The sequence below is a fragment of the Achromobacter sp. ACM02 genome, assembly GCF_014851605.1.
GTDB classification, from domain to species: domain Bacteria; phylum Pseudomonadota; class Gammaproteobacteria; order Burkholderiales; family Burkholderiaceae_B; genus Achromobacter; species Achromobacter aegrifaciens.
In genome coordinates, this window is sequence record NZ_JACUZY010000004.1 from 638,576 (window position 1) to 659,489 (window position 20,914).

The following is a 20,914-nucleotide window of genomic DNA, read 5'->3' on the forward strand; positions in this document are numbered from 1 at the left end:
GCGGGGCGTCATCGCCCCGCCTGCCGCATCAGAGGAGCATTCAGATGTCCCGATCCGACACCCTGGCCGACGCACTGCCCCCGCCCTTGCTGGCGGACGAATGGCTGAATGCGGACGGTCCCATCGAACTCGCCGCCCTGCGCGGCAAGGTCGTGCTGCTGCATGCGTTCCAGATGCTATGCCCCGGGTGCCTGTCGCATGGGCTGCCGCAGGCCGAACGCGTGCACAGACTGTTCCGCGGCCAGGAGGTCGCGGTCATCGGCCTGCACACCGTGTTCGAACACCACGACGTCATGGGGCCCGCCGCGCTGCGGGCCTTCAATCACGAGTACCGGTGGAGTTTTCCCATCGGCATAGACCGGCCAGCGGCGACGGGCGCCATCCCGATGACCATGCAAGCCTACGGTTTGCGCGGCACGCCCAGCCTGGTCTTGTTGGACCGCCAGGGACGCGTGCGCCTGCAGCACTTTGGCAGCATCGACGACCTGGCCCTGGGCGCAGCCATAGGGAGGCTGCTGGCGGAGAACGATGTTCCTGCGGCACACGCGGCCGCATCCGATGATCCCGCCCGCGACGAGTGCGACGCGCTAAGCTGCCCCGCGCCGCGTCCGCGCTAGACGCCGCGGGTCCTCCGATGCCGCTATGGCTGAACCAGGGCGCGCAGCGCGCGCACCAGGCAGGCCGCCTGCTCCTCGGTGCCCACGGAAATGCGCAGGTATTGCTCCACGCGTGGCCGCGCGAAATGGCGCACCAGTATTTTCGCGTCTCGCAGGCCGGCGGCGAGCAAGCGCGCGTCGAAGCGCGGATGACGGACAAACAGGAAGTTCGCCTGTGACGGTAAGACGTCAAAGCCCATCAGGCGCAAATGCGCGCAGAGCAAGGTACGGGTGCCGATGATGGCCTGCCGCGTCTCCTCGAAATAGGCGCGGTCCTGAAAGGCCGCTGCAGCGCCTGCCTGGGCCAGTCGCCCGAGCGGATAGGAGTTGAAGCTGTTCTTCACCCGCTCCAGCGTGGCGATCAACGACGTCTGCCCGATTGCAAACCCCACGCGCAGGCCGGCCAACGCCCTGGACTTCGATAGCGTCTGGACCACTAGCAGGTTCGGATACTGCTCGACCAACGCAATGGCGGAGCGCCCGCCGAAGTCCACGTAGGCCTCGTCCACCAGCACCAGCCGGCGAGGCTGGATCTCCAGCAGCCGCTGCACGCGGTCCAGCGGCAGGCACTCTCCCGTGGGCGCGTTCGGGTTGGCGATCACGATGCCGGCTATGCCCGCATCCGCGGCGCCCAGCGCCGCGAATCCGTCCAGGTCCAGCCTCAAGCGCTCGTCCACGGAGATCTGCGCGCAGCGTATGCCGAACAGGCGGCAATACACCTCATAAAAGCCGTAGGTCACATCCGCCATCAGCAAGGGTTGGACGCCGTGCTGGAAGAACGCGCAGAACGCCAGCGCCAGCACTTCGTCGGAGCCGTTGCCAGCAAAGACCTGCGCTACCGGCACCCCGTGATACTGCGCGATGACCTCGCGCAAATGCCCGGCCTGCGGGTCCGGATAACGCTCCAGACCGTCAGCAGCCGCAGCGGCGATGGCTGCTATCGCGGCGGGGGACGGCGGATAGGGATTCTCGTTGGTGTTGAGCTTGATCCATCCATTGCCGGGAGCCTGCTCTCCAGGCACATAGGGCGACAGGGTTTCAACGCGCGGGCTATGTAGGGAAACCATGTTGTTGCGGCTGCGGCCTCTCGGTAAGCGATCGACGGGATTCTTACTGTGGATTTTGTCCTATGCCATACTACACTATGATTCAGGACAATATCCGTCATCACGCACAGCCGCGAGTTTCATGTCGACCTCTCTTTCCCTGTTTGTCCAACGCATCGCGTCCAAGCGCTGGCTGACGCGTTGCGCCGGCCGGCTGGCCTCATGCCGCCAGCCATGGGTAGCCCAGCCGCTGATACGCGGCTACGCCAAGTGGTACGGCATCGATCTGAACGAAGCGCTGCACGCCGACCCGAAGGCCTATGCCAGCTTCAATGCCTTCTTCGCGCGCGCGCTGCGCCCGGGCGCGCGCAAGCTGGCCGATGCGGACTGGACCAGCCCCGCGGACGGCACCGTCAGCCAGTTCGGCCGCATCAGCCTGGGGCAATTGATCCAGGCCAAGCAGCGCCGATACAGCGCGGCCGCACTGCTGGCCGATGCGGACCTGGCGCGCGCATTGGAAGGCGGCTGGTTCACCACGATCTATCTCAGTCCGCGCGATTACCATCGGGTGCACATGCCCTGCGAGGGACGCCTGCTGGGCATGCGCCATGTGCCGGGGACTCTGTATTCCGTCCGGCCGGAGATCGTGCAGCACATGGATGGCCTGCTGGCGCGCAATGAGCGGCTGGTCTGCTGGTTCGAGCATCCTCTCCATGGCGTCTACGCCATGGTGCTGGTAGGCGCCGCCATCGTTGGCAGCATAGCCACGGCCTGGCATGGCCAGGTGGCGCCGCGGGGCCGGCGTATCCAGCAATGGGACTACGGCGGCCAGGCCCCCTTGCGCTTGCCGCAAGGCGCCGAAATGGGACATTTCCAGTTGGGGTCGACCGTGGTGTTGCTGATGCCGGGCAACGCCTGGCGATTCCATCCCGGCTGGAAGACAGGGCGCGCCGTCAGATTGGGACAAGCCATGGCCGACCGGCGTTGACGCCGGCCGTGGCTAGACCATGCTTTCCCGGATATCCCGCGCCAGCTTGCGGCACTGCCCGGGTTCGATCGCAGAGACGGTGATGCGCAGGCCCCTGACCGGCTCCTGGACCCCGAAGGCATCTCCATGGCGCACCAACCAGCCGCGATGGGCCAGGGCCAGCGCGACCGCCTGGTCGTCGGAATCCAGCGGTACCCACAGGTTCAGGCCGTCGCCGTCCGCGGCGTATGGCACGCCTTGCTCGGACAAGGCGCCTTCCAAGGCCTTGCGCCGCTGGGCGTAGTCCTTGCGGGCCTGGGCCATCTGCTTGGCCACCTCGGGCCGGCCCAGCGTGACCTCGACCATGTCCTGCAACAGATGGCTGACCCAGCTGGTGCCGGAAGCCAGCCGCAAACGAAGCTGGCGCGACGTCGCGGCATCGCTGGCCACCATGGCCAGGCGCACGTCGGGGCCCAGCGTCTTGGAGAACGAGCGCACCAGCGCCCACCGCTGGATGCCCGAAGGCAGCACCGAGTGGTATTCCTTTCCTGACAGCAAGGCGTAGTGATCGTCCACGATGACCATGGCATGGGGATACTTGGCCAGCACCCGCGCCAGCGCCTTCGCCCGCTTTTCGCTCAGGCTGCAGCCCGTGGGGTTGTGGGCGCGCGGCGTCAGGATCACGGCCTGCGCGCCCTTGGCCAGTGCCGCTTCCAGGGCCGCCGCCTGCATGCCTTCGGCGTCGACCGGTACGCCCAGCGCCTGCAGGCCGGCGATGCGCAGCATGTTGATGCTGCTCAGGAAGCAGGGATTCTCGACCGCCACCTTATCCCCAGCCACCAGGTGCGAGCTGAGCAGCCGTTCGATGGCGTCCACAGCCCCGTGGGTGAGGTTGATCTCGAAAGGCGCCGGGCAGTCCCGCGCGAACCAGGCGCGGGCATAGCTTTCCAGCCCCGCGTTGACCGTGGGTTCGCCGTAGAGCCGCGGCTGATAGGGCCGGATCGCGAGGGCCGCGCTCAGATCCGGCAGCCAGGCCGGATTGGGATTACCGCTGGCCAGATCGGCCAATGGCGAGTCCGATAGCGCGCCTTCCTGTTCGCCCGGTCCGGACTGGTCGCGGATGATGGTGCCCAGGCGACCCTGGGTCAGCGCGATGCCGGCCGTCACCAAGCGCTTATAGGCGGCGGCGACCGTATTGCGGTTGATATCCAGTTCGACCGCCAGATCGCGCACCGGCGGCAACGCCTGGCCCGGCGGCAACTGGCCCGACTGAGCCAGCCCGCGCACGCAATCGAAGATCTCAGCGGCGGTCTTTCCTTGTATTTTCATAGCGTCCTAAGACAATTCCGTTCCTGGCATGGGCAGCGGCCGCGCCGACTCCCGGCGTAAGTTTGACATGGATTCCCAGTCCGCATAAAGCGGGCTTACCGCACGCAATCCACGTAGTAGCGCAGGTTTCCGTCCGCGTCGCGCAGCTCCACGAAGCCATGGATGTCCGTGCCGAACCCGGGACACTCGCGGTTCAGCTCGCGCGAGAACTTCAGGTAATCGACGATGGTCCGGTTGAACGCCTCGCCCGGGACCAGCAACGGTATGCCCGGGGGATAGGGCGTGATCAGGCTGGTGGTGACGCGGCCTTCCAGATGGTCGATCTCCACCCTCTCGGTGCGGCGTTGGGCGATGCAGGCATAGGCATCGCAGGGCTTCATCGCGGGGGTGACGTCAGTCAGGTACATGTCCGTGGTCAGCCGGGCGATGTCATGCCTGGCATAGGTCGCATGGACATGCTGGCACAGGTCGCGCAAGCCCATGTTCTCGTAGCGAGGATGCTTGCGGCAGAACTCCGGCAGGATCCGCCACATGGGCTGGTTGCGTTCGTAGTCGTCCTTGAACTGCTGCAACGCGGTCAAGAGCGAACTCCAGCGGCCCTTGGTGATCCCTATCGTGAACATGATGAAGAAGCTGTACAGCCCGGTCTTCTCCACGATCACGCCATGCTCCGCCAGGAACTTGGTGACGATGGAGGCCGGAATTCCGCTGTCCGCGAAGTTGCCGTCCAGATCCAGCCCTGGCGTCACGATGGTGGACTTGATCGGATCCAGCATGTTGAAACCGTCCGCCAGCGCCCCGAATCCGTGCCAGGACGACTCGCCGTCGCCGCCCCGGATGATCCAGTCCTCGGGCGAGCCTATGCCCTCCGGCGCCAGCGTCTCCGGTCCCCAGACCTTGAACCACCAGTCGCCATCGGCGAAATGCGTGCCGACCTCCTTCATCGCGCGCCGGAAGTCCAGGGCCTCGGCGATGCTCTCCTCCACCAGCACCGTGCCGCCGGGCGGCTCCATCATGGCCGCGGCCACGTCGCAGCTGGCGATGATGGCGTACTGGGGACTGGTACTGGTGTGCATCAGATAGGCTTCGTTGAAGAGATGCCGATCCAGCCGCCGCGTCATGGAGTCTTGCGCCAGCACGTGGCTGGCCTGGCTGATTCCGGCCAGCAGCTTGTGCGTCGATTGCGTAGAGAAAACCAGCGATTCCCTGGGCCGCGCGCGCTGCTTGCCCATGCAGTGGTAGGCGCCATAGAACGGGTGGAACACCGCGTGCGGCATCCAGGCCTCGTCAAAGTGCAAGGCGTCCACGTAGCCGTCCAGGGCCGTCTTGATCTCCTCGGTCTGGTAGATGATGCCGTCGTAGGTCGACTGCGTCAGCGCCATCACCCGCGGGCGGACCTCGTCAGCGTCCAGGTGCTTGAGCAGCGGATGGGCGCGGATCTTCTCCCGGATGGCCTGGATATCGAACTCGCTGCGCGGAATCGGGCCGATGATGCCGAAATGGTTGCGTGTCGGGCGTAGAAAGACGGGTATCGCTCCCGTCATGACGATGCTGTGCAGGATGGACTTGTGGCAGTTGCGGTCCACCAGCACCACATCGCCCGGCGCCACCATGTGGTGCCACACGATCTTGTTGCTGGTACTGGTCCCGTTCGTCACGAAATAGCAGTGGTCCGCATTGAAAATGCGCGCGGCGTTGCGCTCGCTCGCGCCGATGGCGCCGTTGTGATCCAGCAGCTGCCCCAGTTCCTCCACAGCGTTGCAGACGTCCGCGCGCAACATGTTCTCGCCGAAGAACTGATGAAACATCTGACCCACGGGACTCTTCAGGAACGCCACGCCGCCCGAATGGCCCGGGCAGTGCCAGGAATAGGATCCGTCCTCGGCGTAGTCCAGCAAAGCCTTCAGGAACGGCGGCTTGACGCCCTCCAGATAGGCCCGGGCCTCGCGGATCAAGTGTCGCGCCACGAATTCGGGCGTGTCCTCGTACATATGGATAACACCCTGGAGTTCGCGCAGGATGTCGTTCGGAATGTGCCGCGCGGTCTTGGTTTCGCCGTACACATAGATCGGCACGTCGGCATTGCGCCGCCGAACTTCACTGATGAATTCCCGCAATGCCAGCAGCGCGGGCGCGACGCCCTCGCCGTGCGCGAGTTCCTCGTCGTCGATGGACAGGATAAAGGCGCTGGCGCGGCTTTGCTGCTGCGCGAACAGGCTGAGATCGCCGTAGCTGGTCGTTCCCAGCACATCGAAGCCTTCGGCCTTGATGGCCTCGGCCAATACCCGGATGCTCAGGCCGGACGTGTTTTCCGAGCGGAAGTCCTCGTCGATGATGACGATGGGAAACTGGAACTGCATTGCTGTCCTCTGTCTATGGGTTGCCGCTTGCGTTTTAGTTTGTACTCGAACATAATTATATATGTCCTAGGACAAAATAAACGGCGCGGTGGCAGAGTGGCTATGCAGCAGGATTGCAAATCCGCGAAGGTTGGTTCGATTCCAGCCCGCGCCTCCAGTTTTCCTGGCCGCGGGCGCGGTGCGCTAGGTTGCGTGGTCGCGCAGATGCTCGCGCAACGCGTCAGCGAATGAAAGCGCGATGACCGACGACGGCCAATGCTCTGGCCATACCAGGCTGAGATCGAACGAGGCGCCCGGCTCCAGCGGCCGCAGCTGATCCAGCCCGCCCGGGATGCGCGCGGCGGTCAGCCGGTCTACCAGCGCGATGCCCACGCCGCGCATCACCAGTTCCATCGCCACCGAGGTCCAGAACACCTGCACGCGACGCCGCGCGTAGACCTTCTGCTGCTCCAGCAGCGCTTCCAGCCAGAAGCGGGTGTGGTCCAGGTTGTCGTAGATGATGAGGTCGCGGCCGGCCAGTTGTTCCACACGGATGGTGTCGAACTTTTCCAGCGGGTCGCCGGGAGGAATGGCGCAATATAGCTGCAGGCTCACCAGCGGCTCGGCTACCACGCCCGGATGCTGCCCCCCGTAGAAGCACACCCCCATATCCACCTGGCGCGCCGCCACCCATTCGACGATGCGCGCCGAACTGCGCGTCTGCAAAGCCACGGAGATGTTGGGCCGGTCCGCCATGAAACTGGCCAGCACGTCCGGCATGACGGTCAAGGACAGCAAGGGCAAGGACGCGACGGTCAGGTGGCCTTGCTTTTCGCTGCCCAGGTCCTTGATGAAGCTATCCAGTTGCGAAAGGCCGGAGAACAGCCGGTCGACCTGGCCATAAAGCGCCCTGCCTTCGGGCGTGGGCAACAGACGCCCGCCCTTGCGCACGAACAGCGCCACGCCCACGCGGCGCTCCAGCTGGGCGATGTACTTGCTGGCGGCAGGCTGTGAAATCAGCAGCACCTGCGCCGCCCGGGACACCGAGCCTTCGCGCATCACCGCCCTGAAGATTTCTATCTCTCGCACGTTCATGCGCCGACTATAACTATTTAGCTATAGGGATGGCAATTATTGGTATTAGGCAGTTATGCAGATTGTTCCTAGGATGAACGCTCGACTTTCATCCAGGACCCATCGTGTCGGAAAACTACGCAACCATGGAATTGCCGTTCGGCCCGGAAACCTATGCCGCGAACCTCTCGCTGCTGGCACAGGACATCCAGGCTCAGGGCCTGTCAGCCGCCATCCTGTTCGACCCCGAGAATATCTACTGGCTGACCGGCTACCGTTCCATTGGCTACTTCACCTTCCAGTGCCTGGTGGTCTCGCCCGACGGCGGCATCGCCATGGTCTCGCGCCAGGTCAACCACGCCGTGGCGACCGGCAACCGCAACATCGCACGCTTTGTCGCCATCGATGACATCAGCGACCCGGTCGATGTATTGGCGAGCTACCTGAAGGACATCCTGCCCAGCGGCCGCATTGGCCTGGAAACGGCTTCTGGCTACCTCAGCGTGGCCGCCTACAAGCAGCTGCAAGCCCGCCTGAGCCCACGGCTGGCCGACTGGCAAGGCCCGATGGAAGAGGCGCGCAAGATCAAGACCCCGGCGCAGCTGGGCTTCATGCGCCAGGCCGCGCACGCGGCGGTCGCCGGCATCGACGCCGCAGTGCGCGCGATCGCAGTCGGCGCCACCGAAAACGATCTTGCCGCCGCCATGCTGCACGGCGCCACCAAGGCCGGCAGCGAATACACCCGCGTGCCGCTGGTGGCCGTGGGGCGCGCCAGCGGCGTCTGCTTCACCACCTGGCAGCGCCGGGAGCTCAAGCGGGGCGACCTGGTGTTCCTGGAGGCCGCGGCCAACATCAACCGCTATCACGCCATGATCTCGCGCAATTGCGTGGTCGGGCGCGCCACCGAGCGGCAGCGCTTCCTGGCCAGCACCGTCATCGCCGCGCTGGACGCCGCCATCGACGCCATCCGCCCCGGCGTCACCTCCGCCCAGGTGGACCTGGCCTGCCGCGCGGTCTTCGAACGGGCCGGGCTGGGGCATTACTTCGATCACCGCACGGCCTACGGCATAGGCATCGGCTTTCCGCCCAACTGGGCCGAGGGCCGCTTCCTCGCGCTGCGTCCGGACGACCCCACGGTGCTTGAGCCCGGCATGACCTTTCACCTGGTGCCTTCCCTCTTCATGCCCGAAGGCGGCTTCATGGCCAGCGAAAGCGTGGCCGTCTCCGAGGACGGCTGCGAAGTGCTCACCCGCTATCCGCGCGAGCTGATCGAAATCGACGTCTGACAACAAGACCGGCTCCAACAACATACAAGGGGAATTGCCGTGTTGAAGAACTGGATGTATCCAACCATCGCGGTCATGGGAGTGCTGCTTCTGTGGCATTTCGCGATACCGCTGTTCGGCCTGCCAGCCTACCTGTTGCCGCCGCCGCTAAGCGTGCTCGAACGGCTGTGGACCGACTCGGCGTTCCTGGGACATCACTCCTGGGTCACGTCCGTCGAGACGCTGGGCGGCTTCCTGCTGAGCATCGCCGTCGGCATACCGCTGGGCATCCTGCTGGTGTGGTCGCGTCCGCTGGAGCGCGCCATCATGCCGCTGCTGGTGGTGTCGCAGGCGTTTCCCAAGGTAGCGGTCGCGCCGCTCATCATCATCTGGTTCGGCCTGGGCCTGTTTCCCAAGATCCTGATCGCATTCTCGGTGGCCTTCTTCCCCATCGTGGTCAGCACGGTGGCGGGCATGCGTTCCGTGGACGCGGACCTCAACGACCTGGCCCGCTCGATGCGGGCGGGCGCCCTGCGGACCTTTCTGCGCATCCGGCTGCCGTATGCGTTGCCGCAGATCTTCTCCGGCCTGAAGGTCGCCATTGCTTTCGCCACGGTCGGCGCAGTGGTGGGGGAATGGGTGGGCGCCGAAAGCGGCCTGGGCTACGTGCTGCTGTCCGCCAACGCCAACCTAGACACGACGTTGCTGTTCGCGGTGCTGGTCGCGCTCATGCTCATCGGCCTGGTCTTCTACTACCTGGTCGAGTTTTCCGAACGATTCCTGATTCCCTGGCACATCAGCGTGCGCAGCGACGCCCTGCCCTCTGTCTGACCCCGCCCTCCGGAGACTCCATCATGAAATTCACGACTCGACTTGGCTGGACCCTGGCTTGCCTGCTGGCCGCAGGCGCGGCCGGCGCGCAGGAGAAGCTGAGCCTGCGCCTGGACTACAGCATCTACGGCACGCACGCGCCGCTGTACTACGGCATAGAAAAAGGCCTCTACAAGGCCGAAGGCATAGACCTGAGCATCGGCGAAGGCAGCGGCTCCAGCAACACCGCGAAACTGGTGGCGCAGGGCATCGATCCCATCGGCTTCATGGACTACGGCACCATGCTCAAGGGCGTCGCCGCAGGCATGCCGCTGAAGGCCGTCTTCGCCGTGCACCAACGCTCTCCCATGGTCATCATCAGCCACGCGGACGCTCCGGTGCGCGCGCCCAAGGACCTGGAAGGCAAGGTGCTGGGCATGAGCGCATCCGAGTCGACGGCTCAGATGTTCCCAGTGCTGGCCGCCCTGAACGGCGTGGACCAGAAGAAGATCAATGTCATCGCGCCCGCCGTGGGCACCAAGACCGCCCTGTTCCTGCAACGCCGCGCGGACGCCATCACGGGCGTCACCTACTTCCATATCCCGCCGCTGGAAGCGCAGGGCGCAAAGGTGCATTACTTTTTCTATGCCGACTTCGGCGTCAACGCGCTGGAAGGCGGGCTGGCGGCCAATACCAAATGGCTGGAGGCCAATCCCGAAACGGCTCGGCGCTTCCTGCGCGCCACGCGCAAGGCCTACGAGGCGGCCCTGGCCGACCCGGCCGCCTCGGTCGACGCCCTGGTGCGCCAACGTCCGGAACAGGCGCGCAATCGCGAGCAACTGGTGCGCCAGCTGCAGCTTTCGCTGCAGGCCGCCGGCACGCCCAACACCAAGGGATTGCCGTTCGGCGTCTCTGCGGAGAAGGACTGGCAGGCCATGGTCGACCAGTTCGTGCAATCGAATCAGATCGCCAGCCCGGTCCCGACCAGCACGCTCTACACCAACGACTACAACAGGGACTAGATATGGCACAGCACGCAGCCTTGACGCTCGCTCCCGCAGCGGGCGCGCCCGATACCGCGATCGACATCCGCGGCATGGTCCAGCGCTTTGGCTCCTATGTCGCGGTCGACGGCATCGACCTTGCCATACCCGAAGGCCAGTTCCTCTCCGTGCTCGGCCCCTCCGGCTGCGGCAAGAGCACCTTGATGCGGGCGGTCGCCGGCCTGACGCCGCTCACCGCCGGCGAGATCCGCGTGCTTGGCGAGCGCGTGACCGAGCCGGGCGCCAACGTGGGGATCGTGTTCCAGCGTGCGGCGCTCCTGCCATGGCGCGACGTCGTCGGGAACATCTCGCTGCAGCTGGAGATGCGCAAACTGCCCGCGGCGCGTCATGAGGCCCGGCTGCGAGAACTGATCCAGCTGAGCGGACTGGAAGGTTTTGAAAAATGCCTGCCGCACCAATTGTCCGGCGGCATGCAGCAACGCGTGGCGCTGTGCCGCGCGCTGATCCACGACCCCGACATCCTGCTGATGGACGAACCCTTCGGCGCCCTGGACGCGATGACGCGCGAAGCCATGAACCTGGAGCTGCAACGGGTATGGCTGGAAAGCAAGAAGACCGTCATGTTCATTACCCACAGCATCTCCGAAGCGGTGTTCCTGTCCGACCGCGTGGTGGTGATGAGCAAGCGGCCGGGCCGCGTGGCGCTGACCGTCGACATCGATCTGCCGCGTCCGCGCAACTACGCCATGGTCGGGCACCCCAACTTCGTCAAGGCGGCCACGGTCATACGCGAGTGCTTCGACGCCGCGGGGATGACGGAATGAATCCCGTCCGCTACGACGCCGGCCCCTACCCCCGGGCCCGCCTGGCTTTCCTGTGCGTGGCCAATGCCGGCCTGACCGAGGGCGAAATGCACGCCATGGCTCCCGACGGCGTGGGCCTGAGCTTTGCCCGCGTGCCCATGGCAACGGCCTGCACCGTGCAAAGCCTGGCCGGTATGGAGGGCGGACTGCTTCAGGCCCTGGACGGCCTGGCGCCAGGGCGTCGCGATATCGACGTGGTCTGCTACAACTGCACCGCGGGCAGCTTCGTGATCGGCAACGACAAGGTACGAGCGCTGCTCGCGCAGGCCCGCCCCGGCGCGGCCGTGGCCACGCTGCTGGACGGCGTCACGCAGGCGCTGGACGCGGTCGGCGCGCGCCGCCTGGCGGTTGCCACCGCCTATGACGATGCCGTCAACGAACTGGAGCGCACTTACTTCGAAAGCATCGGCCACGAAGTCGTCTCGCTGCAGGGCCTGGCCCTGCCCGACGACGAAACCATGAACCGGGTCTCGCCCGACTATCTGTACGAATTCGCCTGTGCCGTGGACCGGCCCGATGCCGACGCCGTCTTCATCAGCTGCGGCGCGCTGCGCTCCACCGCCATCCTCGGACGTCTGGAAGACAGGCTGGGCAAGCCCGTGATCGGCAGCAATCAGGCCAGCATGTGGCATTGCCTGCGGCTGGCGGGGATCCACGACCGGATGGACGGCTATGGCCGGCTGTTCCGGGAACATTGAAATCCGGACCCGTCATGGATGAAATCGATACCCGACTGATCGGCATTCTGCGGCGCGACGCGCGCACGCCGCTTTCCGTTTTGGCCAGCAAGGCCGGCGTGTCGCGCGGCACGGTCTCCAACCGCCTGCGCAAGCTGGAGGAGGACGGGCTCATCGCCGGGTATACGCTCAAGCTGCGCCCTGACTCCGACCAGGACGGCCTGCGCGCCTGGATGGGCATTACCGTCGACGGCAACCAGACGCGCGCCGTGCTGGCCAGCCTGCTGGGCGAGCCGAGCGTCGAGCAGCTGCACGACACCAACGGCCGTTGGGACTTGCTGGCCGAAATACGCGCAGATTCCACTGCAGATCTGTCCAAGGTGCTGGAACGCGTGCGCCTGATCAAGGGCATCGCGGCCACCGAAACCAGCATCCTGCTCGCGACGTACCGCTGAAACCGGCGCGCTAGGCCGGCAGCGGCTCGCCCCGCAGCCTTATCTGCGCGACGGTTCTTTCCCCGCGCTGCTCCAGCACGAACTGATGCCTGTCCGGATACCTCAGCGTCAACCGCCTGCACAGATTCCCTAGTCCGCCCCCGCCGCTGGCCAGATCGAAGGGCGCGTGCAGCCGGCCGGGATTGTCCACTTCGATGAGCAGTTCATCGCCCTGCAAACGCGTGCGTATGCTGATCGGGAAATGCGCGTGTTCCGAACGCATGCCGTGCTTGATCGCGTTTTCCACCAGTCCCTGCAGCGTCATGCGCGGAACACTGATCCGTAGCGTGGCCGGATCGATCTGGCTGCGCAATTCAAGCCGCTTGTCAAAGCGCAGCGCCTGGATGCGCACATAGGCTTCGGCGGCCTCGATCTCCTCCTCCAGCCTGGACAAGCCTCGTCCGCGCCGGTCCAGCGAATAGCGCAGGTACTCGGCCAGGCTGCGCGTCATTTCCTCTGCGATGGCAGGCCGATCGGCGATCTCGGCCACGATGGTGTTCAGCGAGTTGAACAGGAAGTGCGGCTCGATCTGCAGCTGCAGATGCTCAAGCTCCAGTCTCAAGGAGCGCGTCTCCGCCTTCATCTTGGACAGGCGCTCGCTGCGTGCGTTCAGCTCGGCCGAGACGCCGAAATAGATCAGCGTCCAGATCGAGAGCATGCCCATGTAGTAGAGAAAGCCCAGCCGGTACTGGTTGCCCGGCAGCACGCGGATTGCGCCAGGCAGAAACAGGCTGTGGATGCCATAGGCGATCGACGCCAGCAAGGCCGAGGCGGTCAGGCAGAACAACACCGCGCAGACCAGCACCAGCAAGGGCGGATCGCCTTTGCCCGCACGGCGGCCATGCAGCACGGCCGCCCCGCTGGTCAGGACGAATGCCAGGGGTTCCAGCGCCACGGTAAGCCAGAAGGCTGCGGTGGCATTGCCGAACACCGCCAACCGGATGAAGAAGCCCACGATCGCGAGAAAGAGCCATCCCAGCGTCTGCGCCCGCCAGAAGCCAAGCGAGGACTCCCCTGGACTCAAACCCTGGCCGATCGATGCGAACTTCATGGATGCGCCCCCCGGACGGGCAAAGGGTTCTCTGGAAACTGCATAGGCCTTATATTTACCCGCGTGCCAGACCGGACGACTATACCCGCCACACCATGGCGCCAGGGAGGAAAATGCTGCGTGTGCTTGTCATCGACGATGAAGCCCCGGCGCGGCGCTACCTGCGCCGGCTGCTCGAAGCCTCGCCCGACGTCCATGTCGCGGGCGAAGCCGACTGCCTGGAATTGGCGCGAACGCTGATCCGCGAACATCGTCCGGATGCCCTGTTCCTGGACATCGAACTCACTGCCGCCACCGGTTTCGACCTGCTGGACCAGCTGGAAGTCCCACCCGCCGTCGTCTTCGTCACCGCGCACAGCGACTACGCCGCCCGCGCCTTCGACGTCCAGGCCGTCGACTACCTGCTCAAGCCCGTGCGTCCGGGCCGGCTTGAACAGGCGCTGGCGCGGCTGCGTCCGCGCGCTGGCGGCCACCTGACGCTGCGAACGCGCAACGGCACCAAGATCATCAAGATCCATGAACTGACCATGGCGCAGGCGCAAGGCGACTACGTGATGCTTTGCAGCGCCGCGCACGCCAACGAGCTGATGCACATCACCTTCAAGCGCCTGGCGGCCCAACTGCCCAGTCCGCCCTTCTGCGCCTTGTCGCGGTCGGTCATCATGAATCTGGAACATGTCTCCCACCTGTCGCAGCTGCCCGGCGCGCAGACCGAGGTCGCGTTCAACAACGGTGTTGCGCCCGTGGTGCTGGGACGGGTCGCGTCGCAGCGCCTGCGGCGCGCGGTGGCGCAGCGCTGACGCGACGGGTCGGCCATTGTGGCCAGCGTCGGGATAGGACCGTTGCCGCATCGGTTCGGGCCGGAAATGTGCCGATTGTCATCGGCCGGCCACGAGACATCACGCAGTTTTCGACGAAACGGGGATTTTCCTCGACCAAACATGCCCCAGGAAGACGGCGTCAATAGCCTATGGGGTAGCCGTCCTTGCGATGATCCGACGCCGCCAGATAGCCTCCCTGCTCCAGCCGGTAGGCCATCTGCGCACTGCCGAACTCCAGATCAAAGCGCGGCGCCACATCGACCTTGTGGCCGCATGCGCGCAGATGCTCGACAGCATCCGGCGGGACGTTCCACTCCACCGCCACGCCCACGTTGTCATCCTTGATGCGCCAGCGTGGCGCGTCGCTCGCTGCCTGGGGATTCTGGCCGAAGTCGGCCAGCCGGCTCGTCACTTGAAGATGGCCCTGCGCCTGCATGGAGCCGCCCATGACGCCAAAGCTCATCAAAGGCTGCCCGCCCTTCATCAGGAAGCCTGGAATGATGGTGTGGAACGGCCGCTTGCCTGGCGCCACCACATTGGGATGCCCGGCCTTCGTTGAAAAGCCCCAGCCCCGGTTCTGCATGGCGATGCCCGTTCCCGGCACCACCACGCCGGAACCGAATCCCTTGAAGTTGGATTGGATGAACGACACCATGGTGCCGTGCCGGTCTGCCGCGGTCAGATACACCGTCCCGCCGCTGTGCGGATTGCCGGCCCGGGGTTCGCCCGCGCGATCCGGATCGATGAGCTTTGCCCGTTCCGCCAGATAGGCGGGTTCCAGCAACTGCGCGCTCGACACCTGCATGTGGGCCGGATCGCCCACATGTTCGTACAGGTCCGCGAACGCCAGGCGCATGGCCTCGATCTGCAGATGCAGCGCGCGGCCGCTGTCGCGCCCGCAATCCGCCAGGTCGAAACGTTCCAGCATGCCCAAGGCCATCAATGCGCCGATGCCCTGGCCATTGGGACCAATCTCGTAGAGCTCCAGGTCGCGGTAGCGCATGCCTATCGGCTCCACCCAGTCAGCCGTATGGCCCGCCATGTCGGCCTCGGTGATATAGCCGCCCGTGTTGCGCGCGTGGGCGGCTATCGCCGCGGCCAGTTCGCCGCGGTAGAAGCTCTCGCCCTTGCTGCGGGCGATGCTCTCCAGCGTGGCGGCCTGGCCAGGGCTGGAGAAGCGCTCGCCGGGCAAGGGCGCGCGGCCCCCGGGCGCAAAGGACTCGGCAAAGCCCGGCTGCCCGCTCAGGCGCGGCACCTGCTTCTGCCACTGGCGATGCACCGTGGGCGAAACCAGATAGCCGTCCCGCGCATAGCGTATGGCGGGCTCGAACAAGTCCTCGAACGGCAGCGAACCGAATTTCTCCCAGATCGCGCGCCAACCCGACACGACACCGGGTACCGTCACGCTGCCCCAGCCTATCGGGTCCATGCCATCCAGATGCGCGAACCTGGCCGTTTCCCAGGCGGCCGGCGCGCGCCCCGACGCATTCAGCCCATGCAGGCGCCCGCCATGCCAGACGATGGCGAACATGTCGCCGCCGATCCCGTTCATGCATGGCTCCACGACGGTCAGCGCAATGGCAGTGGCGAGTGCCGCGTCGATCGCGTTGCCGCCCCGCGCGTACATCTGCAGGCCGGCAGCGCTGGCCAGTGGCTGCGACGTGCTGACCACGTTGTCCGCAAGCAGGGGCATGCGTTGCGATGCATAAGGAAGCTGCCAGAAGGGATCGTTCGGAATGGGCATGGGAGTCGGGTCGGAAGTTAGGAGCTGGCCGCCCGCGGGCGGCCAGCAAGAAAGCCGGGACGGCCGCTATTTGCCCGCAGTAATGTTCAGGGCCTTGACCTTGTCGCGCCAGAACGCCTGCTGGTCCAGGATGAACTTGGGCAGGGTCTGAGCCGGAATCTCGCTGATCTGGAAGCCCTGCGCCTCGATGGCCTTGCGGAATCCCGCGTCGCCCTGCGCCTTGGCCAGCGCGCGGGCCACGATGTCCAGGCGGTCCTTGGGCGTTCCCTTGGGCGCCATCAACGCGAACAGGTTCTCCGCCTCCAGGCCCTGCACGCCCAGCTCCTTGAGCGTGGGTACGTCAGGCATGACCGGCAGACGCTTGGCCGAGGCCACGCCCAGCACGTCGATGCGGCCGCCCTGTTTATGCGGCAGCGAGCTGGTCACGCTGTCGAACATGAAGACCGACGCGCCCGAGATGACTTCGGGCAAGGCCTGGCTGCTGCCCTTGTACGGGATCTGCAATGCGTCCACGCCCGCCTGCTCCTTGAAGATCTCGCCCTCCAGGTTGGACAGGGTGCCCGCGCCCATCGACGCGTAGTTGTACTTGCCCGGCGCTGCCTTCAGATAGGCCACCAGGCTGGCATAGTCCTTGATGCCCAGCGTCGCGGGGGTGACCAGGATGTGCGGGGCGCTGGCGATCGCGCCCACCGCATCGAAGTCGCCGTCCAGCGACACCTGCTGCTTGCCATTGAGCGCTTCGTAAATGGAGTTGGACATCACCGACGAGATGTACAGCGTGTAGCCGTCGGCTTCGGAACGCGCAGCCGCCTGCATGCCGATCAAGCCGCCAGCGCCGGGGCGGTTCAACACCACCACCGACTGGCCCAGCGTGTCGCCCAGCTTCTGGCTCAGCTCGCGAGCGAGCACGTCCGTCGCTCCGCCCGGTGGAAACGACAGGATCAGCTGAAGCGAACGCTGCGGAAAATCAGCCGCCCCCGCGCCGGTAGCCGCCGACAATGCCAGCGCGGCAAAGGCGCGCTTCAGAATGCCGAGTCCCTGCGGGCGCGCGGCGGCGCGGCCCGATTTACATACAACACTAGCCATGCGATTCCCCTTGGTTGAAGCGCCGTAGGCGGGTCTGTTGCCCTTGTATCCTGGCGGCCCTGGTCGGCCCATTCTATGAATTGCTTTTGCGGCAATCAATATCAATAATTAGCATGCCAATTGCTATTTTGAGAATCACGACATGCTCAGCACCGCGCACCGCTATTTCCTCGAGGTCGTACGCGCAGGCAGCATCAAGGACGCGGCCACGAGCCTCCACGTAGCGCCCTCCGCCATTAGCCGGCAGATCGCCAAACTGGAGGATGACTGCGGCGCGGCCCTGTTTGAACGGCGCCCGCATGGCATGGAGCTGACCCGGGCCGGCGAAATGCTGGCCGACTATGCGCGCCGCGTCGCCATGGATGCCGAACACGTGCTGCGCGATATCCGCAGCCTGCGTCATGCGGAGCTGACGACCATCCGCATAGGCTCCAACGAAGCCGTGGCGCGCAACGTGCTGCCGCCCATCCTGGGCGCGTACCGCGCCCTGCATCCCGATGTAGCGTTCCAGGTGCACATCGGCTCGCCCGGCGTCGTGACGCAGCGCCTGCGCGACAACAGCATCGACGTGGGCCTGGCCTTCAGCCTGAACGCGGGCAACGGCATCGCCGTGCGCTACGAAATCGTCTCGCCCGTTCGCGCCATCATGGTCCCGGGCCATCCTCTCGCCAAACGCGCCAGCGTGTCCTTGGACGACCTGCGCCGCTACCCGATCGCGCTGACCGACTCGGGCACCACCGTGCGCCTGTTGTTCGACAACTCGGCGGCGGGCGGCGACGGGCCGCCTTTCGACATCGCCTATTCGAGCAACTCGTCATCGGTCATTCGCGCCATCGTCGAGGCCGGCCATGCCGTCACGCTGGCCGGCGAGATCACGCTCGCCGAACCGCTGCGCAGCGGCGCGCTGGTGGCCGTGTCCTTGCAGCAAGCCGTCTTCGCCGAACGCACGCTGCAAGTGCAGACCGCCAGCCACGCCCGGTTGCCCGAAGCGACGGCCGCGTTCATCGAGCACCTGATCGAAGCGCTATCCACAGGCGCCCGTTCACGCGATTCTTGACTTGGCGCAGGCTTGCCGCAAAACTGAAGTTCTACACGCGCGCAGGCTCGGCCAGGCGCGGAAGGCCCCGATTCAATGGTCAGAGTGAATGATTGAAGGAGCTCCGCATTGACCACTGCCGCGATGCCCAGACTGAAACTGCGCCGCCTTGTCACCGTGCTGGCGCTCGCGAGCGGAATCATCGCCTTCGTCAACACCCTGTACGCGGCCTACCTGGTGCAGCGCGAGCAGTTGATTGCCAACACCCTCGAGGCCAACCGGGCCTATGCGGTCAAGCTGGCGGAAGTCACCGACATCTACATCGAATCCATACAGCGGCAATTGCTCCTGTCAGCCGAGCGAGCGCCTGGCCTGCTGGGTTCGAAACCCGCCATGGAAGACGAACTCGCGCGCCTCGTCCATCAGAGCGACGGCGTCATGACGGCCGCCATCGCCGACAGTAGCGGCACCATCCTCGCCACCGCTCCCGCCGACGCGGGCTTCGAAGGCAGGACGCTGGTGCGCCAACAATTGGCGACGGGCGCCCAACATTTGAAGGGCCAGATATCGACCCCCTACGTGGGTATGGAGGGCCAGCTGATACTGGCGTTTTCCGAGCCTTTCCGTGATGCCAAGGGCAACTATGCCGGCACGATTCTCACGGCCATCCACCTTCGGCAAGGCAACGAGTTCGACAAACTGGTAGGCGAGCACTTCTACCGCGACGGATCCTACCTGTATGTCGTCGACGGCAACGGCACCATCATTTATCACAAGGACAAGGATCGCATCGGCACCAGCGAAAGAAGCAACGCCGTGGTCGAAGCCGTGCTGCGCGGCGAGACGGGTGCGATGCCCGTGGTCAACACCCGCGGCGCGCACCTCCTGGCCGGCTACGCCGCGCTCAAGAACGGCGGCTGGGGCGTCGTGGCGCAACGCCCGCTGGACGAAACGCTGCGCCCGCTGCGGAGCCTGACCGACAGGATCGTGCTCTACGCTTTGCCGGTGGGGCTGATCATGTTCCTGGTCATCTATCTGTTGGGCCGCTGGATCTCGCGGCCGCTGGAGGAACTGGCGCAGATCATCGAACGGGACCAGCCGGGCGCATCCGCTGGAGATCTGGACAGGGTCAAGGGCTGGTACTACGAAGCTGCCCGCCTGCGGAACGCCGTGACGATGAGCCAAAGCTCCCAAACCCGGCGGCTCGACAAGCTGAACACGGACACCATCACCGATCCGATGACGGGCCTCTTCAACCGCAGGGGCCTGGCGCTGCAGATCGCCACCCTGCGCCAGACCCAGCAGCCTTTCGCGGCGCTCGCGCTGGACCTGGACCACTTCAAGCGCGTGAACGACACCTACGGGCACGCGGCCGGCGATCAGGTGCTGATCGCGCTGGCCGCCATCCTCAAGACCTGTGTGCGAGGGGAAGACGCGCCGTGCCGGGTGGGCGGCGAAGAGTTCCTGATCCTGATGCCCAACGCCTCGCGTGACACGGCGGCGATGGTCGCGGGACGCATCCGGGCTGCGACGGCAAGCCATGCCATGCCGCAAGCGGTGGAGCGTGTCACGGTGTCCATCGGCATCGCGCTGTGGCCGTCGGATGATGCCGACATCGACAAGGTCATGGCGAAGGCGGATGAGGCCTTGTACCGGGCGAAGAATGCGGGACGTGATCGGGTGGAGGTCTGGTCGGCGGCGAGTCCGCAGGCCTAGCCTTCGTCCGCAGGACGCCGCGTATACCCCGCGGCCAAAGCATGCGCGACCCTTTCTGCGTAGCGCTGCATGATGGCCGCCAACGCCTCGAGGTTCTTCGACTTCAGGCGTTGCAAAGGTCCCGTAACGCCAAGGCTGTAGATCACGCCCAGATGCGGCAGATGCACCGGCACGCCCAACGCCGCCAGGCCCTCATCGATTTCGCCGATGCAGGTCGCGTAGCCCTGCTGACGGACCTGGGCGTACTCGTCTCTGATGCGGCGGCTATCCACGCAGGTATGCGCGGTCAAGCGCGGTAGCGGTTCCGCCAGCGCGGCATCGATGACCTTGGGCGCTTGAAACGCAAGAATGGCTTTGGCCGATGCGGCCGCATGCGGCGCCATGCCCTTGCCGGGCAATACGAATCCGCGCCAGGGTGTATCGGGCGCTTCCATCAGCACGGATGACACCTGGTGACCGCTGTGCAGCTTCGCCAGGTAGCAGGTTTCATCGGTCTCGGCCGCCAGGTCGGCCAGGTGCGGGCGCACCACCGCGCCTATCCACTCCGTATCTGCGCTGGCGTATGCCAGCCGCTTCACCCGCGCACCCAGCACATAGGTGCTTGCGGCCAGATCCACCAGTTGTGAGTCCTGCATGGTGCCCAGCAGTCGATGCGCGCTGGTCTTGGGTAAAGCCAGCATGCGCGCGATTTCCGTGAGGGCCAGGCCGTCGGGAAAGGAGGCGAGCAGTTCGAGGATGCGGGTGTAGCGCTCTAGGGGGGGGAGTTTGGAATCTTGGCTCATAGGCGTTCCTTGGACGCGCATTGTAGGGCGGCCGAACGCCCATGCCGGGAAAACCCGGTCTTGCTGTCCTTGCCGGCTGTTTTTTATTATACCGAAAAAAGGAACGTTGTACCGATTTTCGGAACGACGAGAAAGCCATCAAAAACCCTGGGGA

Annotated in this window: 19 protein-coding genes and 1 tRNA gene; 12 read left to right on the forward strand and 8 right to left on the reverse strand. The window is 65.4% G+C overall.

Annotation, left to right across the window (positions count from 1 at the left end; all coding sequences use genetic code 11):
• The first annotated feature begins 44 nt into the window (after positions 1-44).
• Positions 45-617 (forward strand): redoxin domain-containing protein, encoded by a 573-nt coding sequence (locus IB258_RS15430; protein ID WP_119450406.1) that lies wholly within the window; start codon positions 45-47, stop codon positions 615-617.
• Positions 618-640: 23 nt separating this feature from the next.
• Here the strand turns inward: IB258_RS15430 and hisC are convergent, their stop codons facing one another.
• Positions 641-1,723 carry a histidinol-phosphate transaminase gene (hisC, locus tag IB258_RS15435; protein WP_054452126.1) on the reverse strand — a complete coding sequence of 361 codons (1,083 nt, stop codon included), beginning with the start codon at positions 1,721-1,723 and terminating at the stop codon, positions 641-643.
• 121 nt (positions 1,724-1,844) lie between these two features.
• On the opposite strand from hisC, the gene asd reads away from it, so the two are divergent.
• Positions 1,845-2,690, forward strand: coding sequence for an archaetidylserine decarboxylase (asd, locus tag IB258_RS15440; protein WP_192352823.1), 846 nt, complete (start codon positions 1,845-1,847; stop codon positions 2,688-2,690).
• Between the two features lie 12 nt (positions 2,691-2,702).
• On the opposite strand, the gene ptsJ is transcribed toward asd, so the two are convergent.
• Both ptsJ and IB258_RS15450 read right to left on the reverse strand, forming a co-directional pair.
• Entirely contained in the window at positions 2,703-3,998 is a 1,296-nt protein-coding gene (gene ptsJ / locus IB258_RS15445; RefSeq protein ID WP_192352824.1) for a transcriptional regulator PtsJ, read from the reverse strand.
• Positions 3,999-4,093: 95 nt separating this feature from the next.
• Positions 4,094-6,358 carry an Orn/Lys/Arg decarboxylase N-terminal domain-containing protein gene (locus tag IB258_RS15450; protein WP_192352825.1) on the reverse strand — a complete coding sequence of 755 codons (2,265 nt, stop codon included), beginning with the start codon at positions 6,356-6,358 and terminating at the stop codon, positions 4,094-4,096.
• An 82-nt stretch (positions 6,359-6,440) separates the two neighbouring features.
• On the opposite strand from IB258_RS15450, the gene IB258_RS15455 reads away from it, so the two are divergent.
• A tRNA-Cys gene (locus tag IB258_RS15455) sits at positions 6,441-6,515 on the forward strand.
• 26 nt (positions 6,516-6,541) lie between these two features.
• Here the strand turns inward: IB258_RS15455 and IB258_RS15460 are convergent.
• Complete coding sequence (locus tag IB258_RS15460; protein ID WP_158598560.1) at positions 6,542-7,426, reverse strand: LysR family transcriptional regulator; 885 nt, start codon at positions 7,424-7,426, stop codon at positions 6,542-6,544.
• A 110-nt stretch (positions 7,427-7,536) separates the two neighbouring features.
• On the opposite strand from IB258_RS15460, the gene IB258_RS15465 reads away from it, so the two are divergent.
• Genes IB258_RS15465 through IB258_RS15490 form a run of 6 tightly spaced genes read left to right on the forward strand, consistent with a single transcriptional unit; the run spans position 7,537 to position 12,485 of the window.
• Entirely contained in the window at positions 7,537-8,697 is a 1,161-nt protein-coding gene (locus IB258_RS15465; protein ID WP_192352826.1) for a Xaa-Pro peptidase family protein, read from the forward strand.
• A 39-nt stretch (positions 8,698-8,736) separates the two neighbouring features.
• Positions 8,737-9,507: an ABC transporter permease gene (locus IB258_RS15470; RefSeq protein WP_082400822.1), complete on the forward strand. Its 771-nt coding sequence runs from the start codon at positions 8,737-8,739 to the stop codon at positions 9,505-9,507.
• Between the two features lie 23 nt (positions 9,508-9,530).
• The gene (locus IB258_RS15475) at positions 9,531-10,508 is read left to right on the forward strand and encodes an ABC transporter substrate-binding protein (RefSeq protein WP_192352827.1); all 978 of its coding nucleotides are present in this window, start codon (positions 9,531-9,533) and stop codon (positions 10,506-10,508) included.
• A gap of 2 nt (positions 10,509-10,510) precedes the next feature.
• A complete protein-coding gene (locus tag IB258_RS15480) occupies positions 10,511-11,314 on the forward strand; it encodes an ABC transporter ATP-binding protein (RefSeq protein ID WP_192352828.1) in 804 nt (267 codons plus the stop codon).
• Entirely contained in the window at positions 11,311-12,051 is a 741-nt protein-coding gene (locus tag IB258_RS15485; RefSeq protein WP_192352829.1) for an arylmalonate decarboxylase, read from the forward strand. Before IB258_RS15480 ends, IB258_RS15485 begins: the two co-directional genes overlap by 4 nt.
• A 14-nt stretch (positions 12,052-12,065) precedes the next feature.
• Positions 12,066-12,485: an Lrp/AsnC family transcriptional regulator gene (locus IB258_RS15490; protein ID WP_054452136.1), complete on the forward strand. Its 420-nt coding sequence runs from the start codon at positions 12,066-12,068 to the stop codon at positions 12,483-12,485.
• A 10-nt stretch (positions 12,486-12,495) separates the two neighbouring features.
• On the opposite strand, the gene IB258_RS15495 is transcribed toward IB258_RS15490, so the two are convergent.
• Positions 12,496-13,575 carry a sensor histidine kinase gene (locus IB258_RS15495; RefSeq protein WP_054452137.1) on the reverse strand — a complete coding sequence of 360 codons (1,080 nt, stop codon included), beginning with the start codon at positions 13,573-13,575 and terminating at the stop codon, positions 12,496-12,498.
• A gap of 113 nt (positions 13,576-13,688) precedes the next feature.
• On the opposite strand from IB258_RS15495, the gene IB258_RS15500 reads away from it, so the two are divergent.
• Positions 13,689-14,375, forward strand: coding sequence for a LytTR family DNA-binding domain-containing protein (locus IB258_RS15500; RefSeq protein ID WP_054452138.1), 687 nt, complete (start codon positions 13,689-13,691; stop codon positions 14,373-14,375).
• 160 nt (positions 14,376-14,535) lie between these two features.
• On the opposite strand, the gene IB258_RS15505 is transcribed toward IB258_RS15500, so the two are convergent.
• Positions 14,536-16,140 (reverse strand): gamma-glutamyltransferase family protein, encoded by a 1,605-nt coding sequence (locus IB258_RS15505; protein WP_217482916.1) that lies wholly within the window; start codon positions 16,138-16,140, stop codon positions 14,536-14,538.
• A 66-nt stretch (positions 16,141-16,206) separates the two neighbouring features.
• Positions 16,207-17,226 (reverse strand): tripartite tricarboxylate transporter substrate binding protein, encoded by a 1,020-nt coding sequence (locus IB258_RS15510; RefSeq protein ID WP_082400824.1) that lies wholly within the window; start codon positions 17,224-17,226, stop codon positions 16,207-16,209.
• A gap of 142 nt (positions 17,227-17,368) precedes the next feature.
• Here IB258_RS15510 and IB258_RS15515 point away from each other — a divergent pair, with 142 nt between their 5' ends.
• Together IB258_RS15515 and IB258_RS15520 are read left to right on the forward strand one after the other, a co-directional pair.
• On the forward strand, positions 17,369-18,283 hold the full coding sequence (locus IB258_RS15515; RefSeq protein ID WP_192352830.1) for a LysR family transcriptional regulator: 915 nt from the start codon (positions 17,369-17,371) through the stop codon (positions 18,281-18,283).
• A gap of 108 nt (positions 18,284-18,391) precedes the next feature.
• Positions 18,392-19,978 carry a diguanylate cyclase gene (locus tag IB258_RS15520; protein WP_192352831.1) on the forward strand — a complete coding sequence of 529 codons (1,587 nt, stop codon included), beginning with the start codon at positions 18,392-18,394 and terminating at the stop codon, positions 19,976-19,978.
• Here IB258_RS15520 and IB258_RS15525 read toward each other — a convergent pair.
• Positions 19,975-20,760 (reverse strand): IclR family transcriptional regulator, encoded by a 786-nt coding sequence (locus IB258_RS15525; RefSeq protein WP_119450418.1) that lies wholly within the window; start codon positions 20,758-20,760, stop codon positions 19,975-19,977. The genes IB258_RS15520 and IB258_RS15525 overlap by 4 nt on opposite strands.
• Between the last annotated feature and the right edge of the window lie 154 nt (positions 20,761-20,914).

Coding starts and splice junctions, on each gene's coding strand:
- IB258_RS15430 (WP_119450406.1), top strand. CDS start 45: ATGTCCCGATCCGACACCCTGGCCGACGCACTGCCCCCGCCCTTGCTG.
- hisC (WP_054452126.1), bottom strand. CDS start 1,723: ATGGTTTCCCTACATAGCCCGCGCGTTGAAACCCTGTCGCCCTATGTG.
- asd (WP_192352823.1), top strand. CDS start 1,845: ATGTCGACCTCTCTTTCCCTGTTTGTCCAACGCATCGCGTCCAAGCGC.
- ptsJ (WP_192352824.1), bottom strand. CDS start 3,998: ATGAAAATACAAGGAAAGACCGCCGCTGAGATCTTCGATTGCGTGCGC.
- IB258_RS15450 (WP_192352825.1), bottom strand. CDS start 6,358: ATGCAGTTCCAGTTTCCCATCGTCATCATCGACGAGGACTTCCGCTCG.
- IB258_RS15475 (WP_192352827.1), top strand. CDS start 9,531: ATGAAATTCACGACTCGACTTGGCTGGACCCTGGCTTGCCTGCTGGCC.
- IB258_RS15480 (WP_192352828.1), top strand. CDS start 10,511: ATGGCACAGCACGCAGCCTTGACGCTCGCTCCCGCAGCGGGCGCGCCC.
- IB258_RS15485 (WP_192352829.1), top strand. CDS start 11,311: ATGAATCCCGTCCGCTACGACGCCGGCCCCTACCCCCGGGCCCGCCTG.
- IB258_RS15490 (WP_054452136.1), top strand. CDS start 12,066: ATGGATGAAATCGATACCCGACTGATCGGCATTCTGCGGCGCGACGCG.
- IB258_RS15495 (WP_054452137.1), bottom strand. CDS start 13,575: ATGAAGTTCGCATCGATCGGCCAGGGTTTGAGTCCAGGGGAGTCCTCG.
- IB258_RS15500 (WP_054452138.1), top strand. CDS start 13,689: ATGCTGCGTGTGCTTGTCATCGACGATGAAGCCCCGGCGCGGCGCTAC.
- IB258_RS15505 (WP_217482916.1), bottom strand. CDS start 16,140: ATGCCCATTCCGAACGATCCCTTCTGGCAGCTTCCTTATGCATCGCAA.
- IB258_RS15510 (WP_082400824.1), bottom strand. CDS start 17,226: ATGGCTAGTGTTGTATGTAAATCGGGCCGCGCCGCCGCGCGCCCGCAG.
- IB258_RS15515 (WP_192352830.1), top strand. CDS start 17,369: ATGCTCAGCACCGCGCACCGCTATTTCCTCGAGGTCGTACGCGCAGGC.
- IB258_RS15525 (WP_119450418.1), bottom strand. CDS start 20,760: ATGAGCCAAGATTCCAAACTCCCCCCCCTAGAGCGCTACACCCGCATC.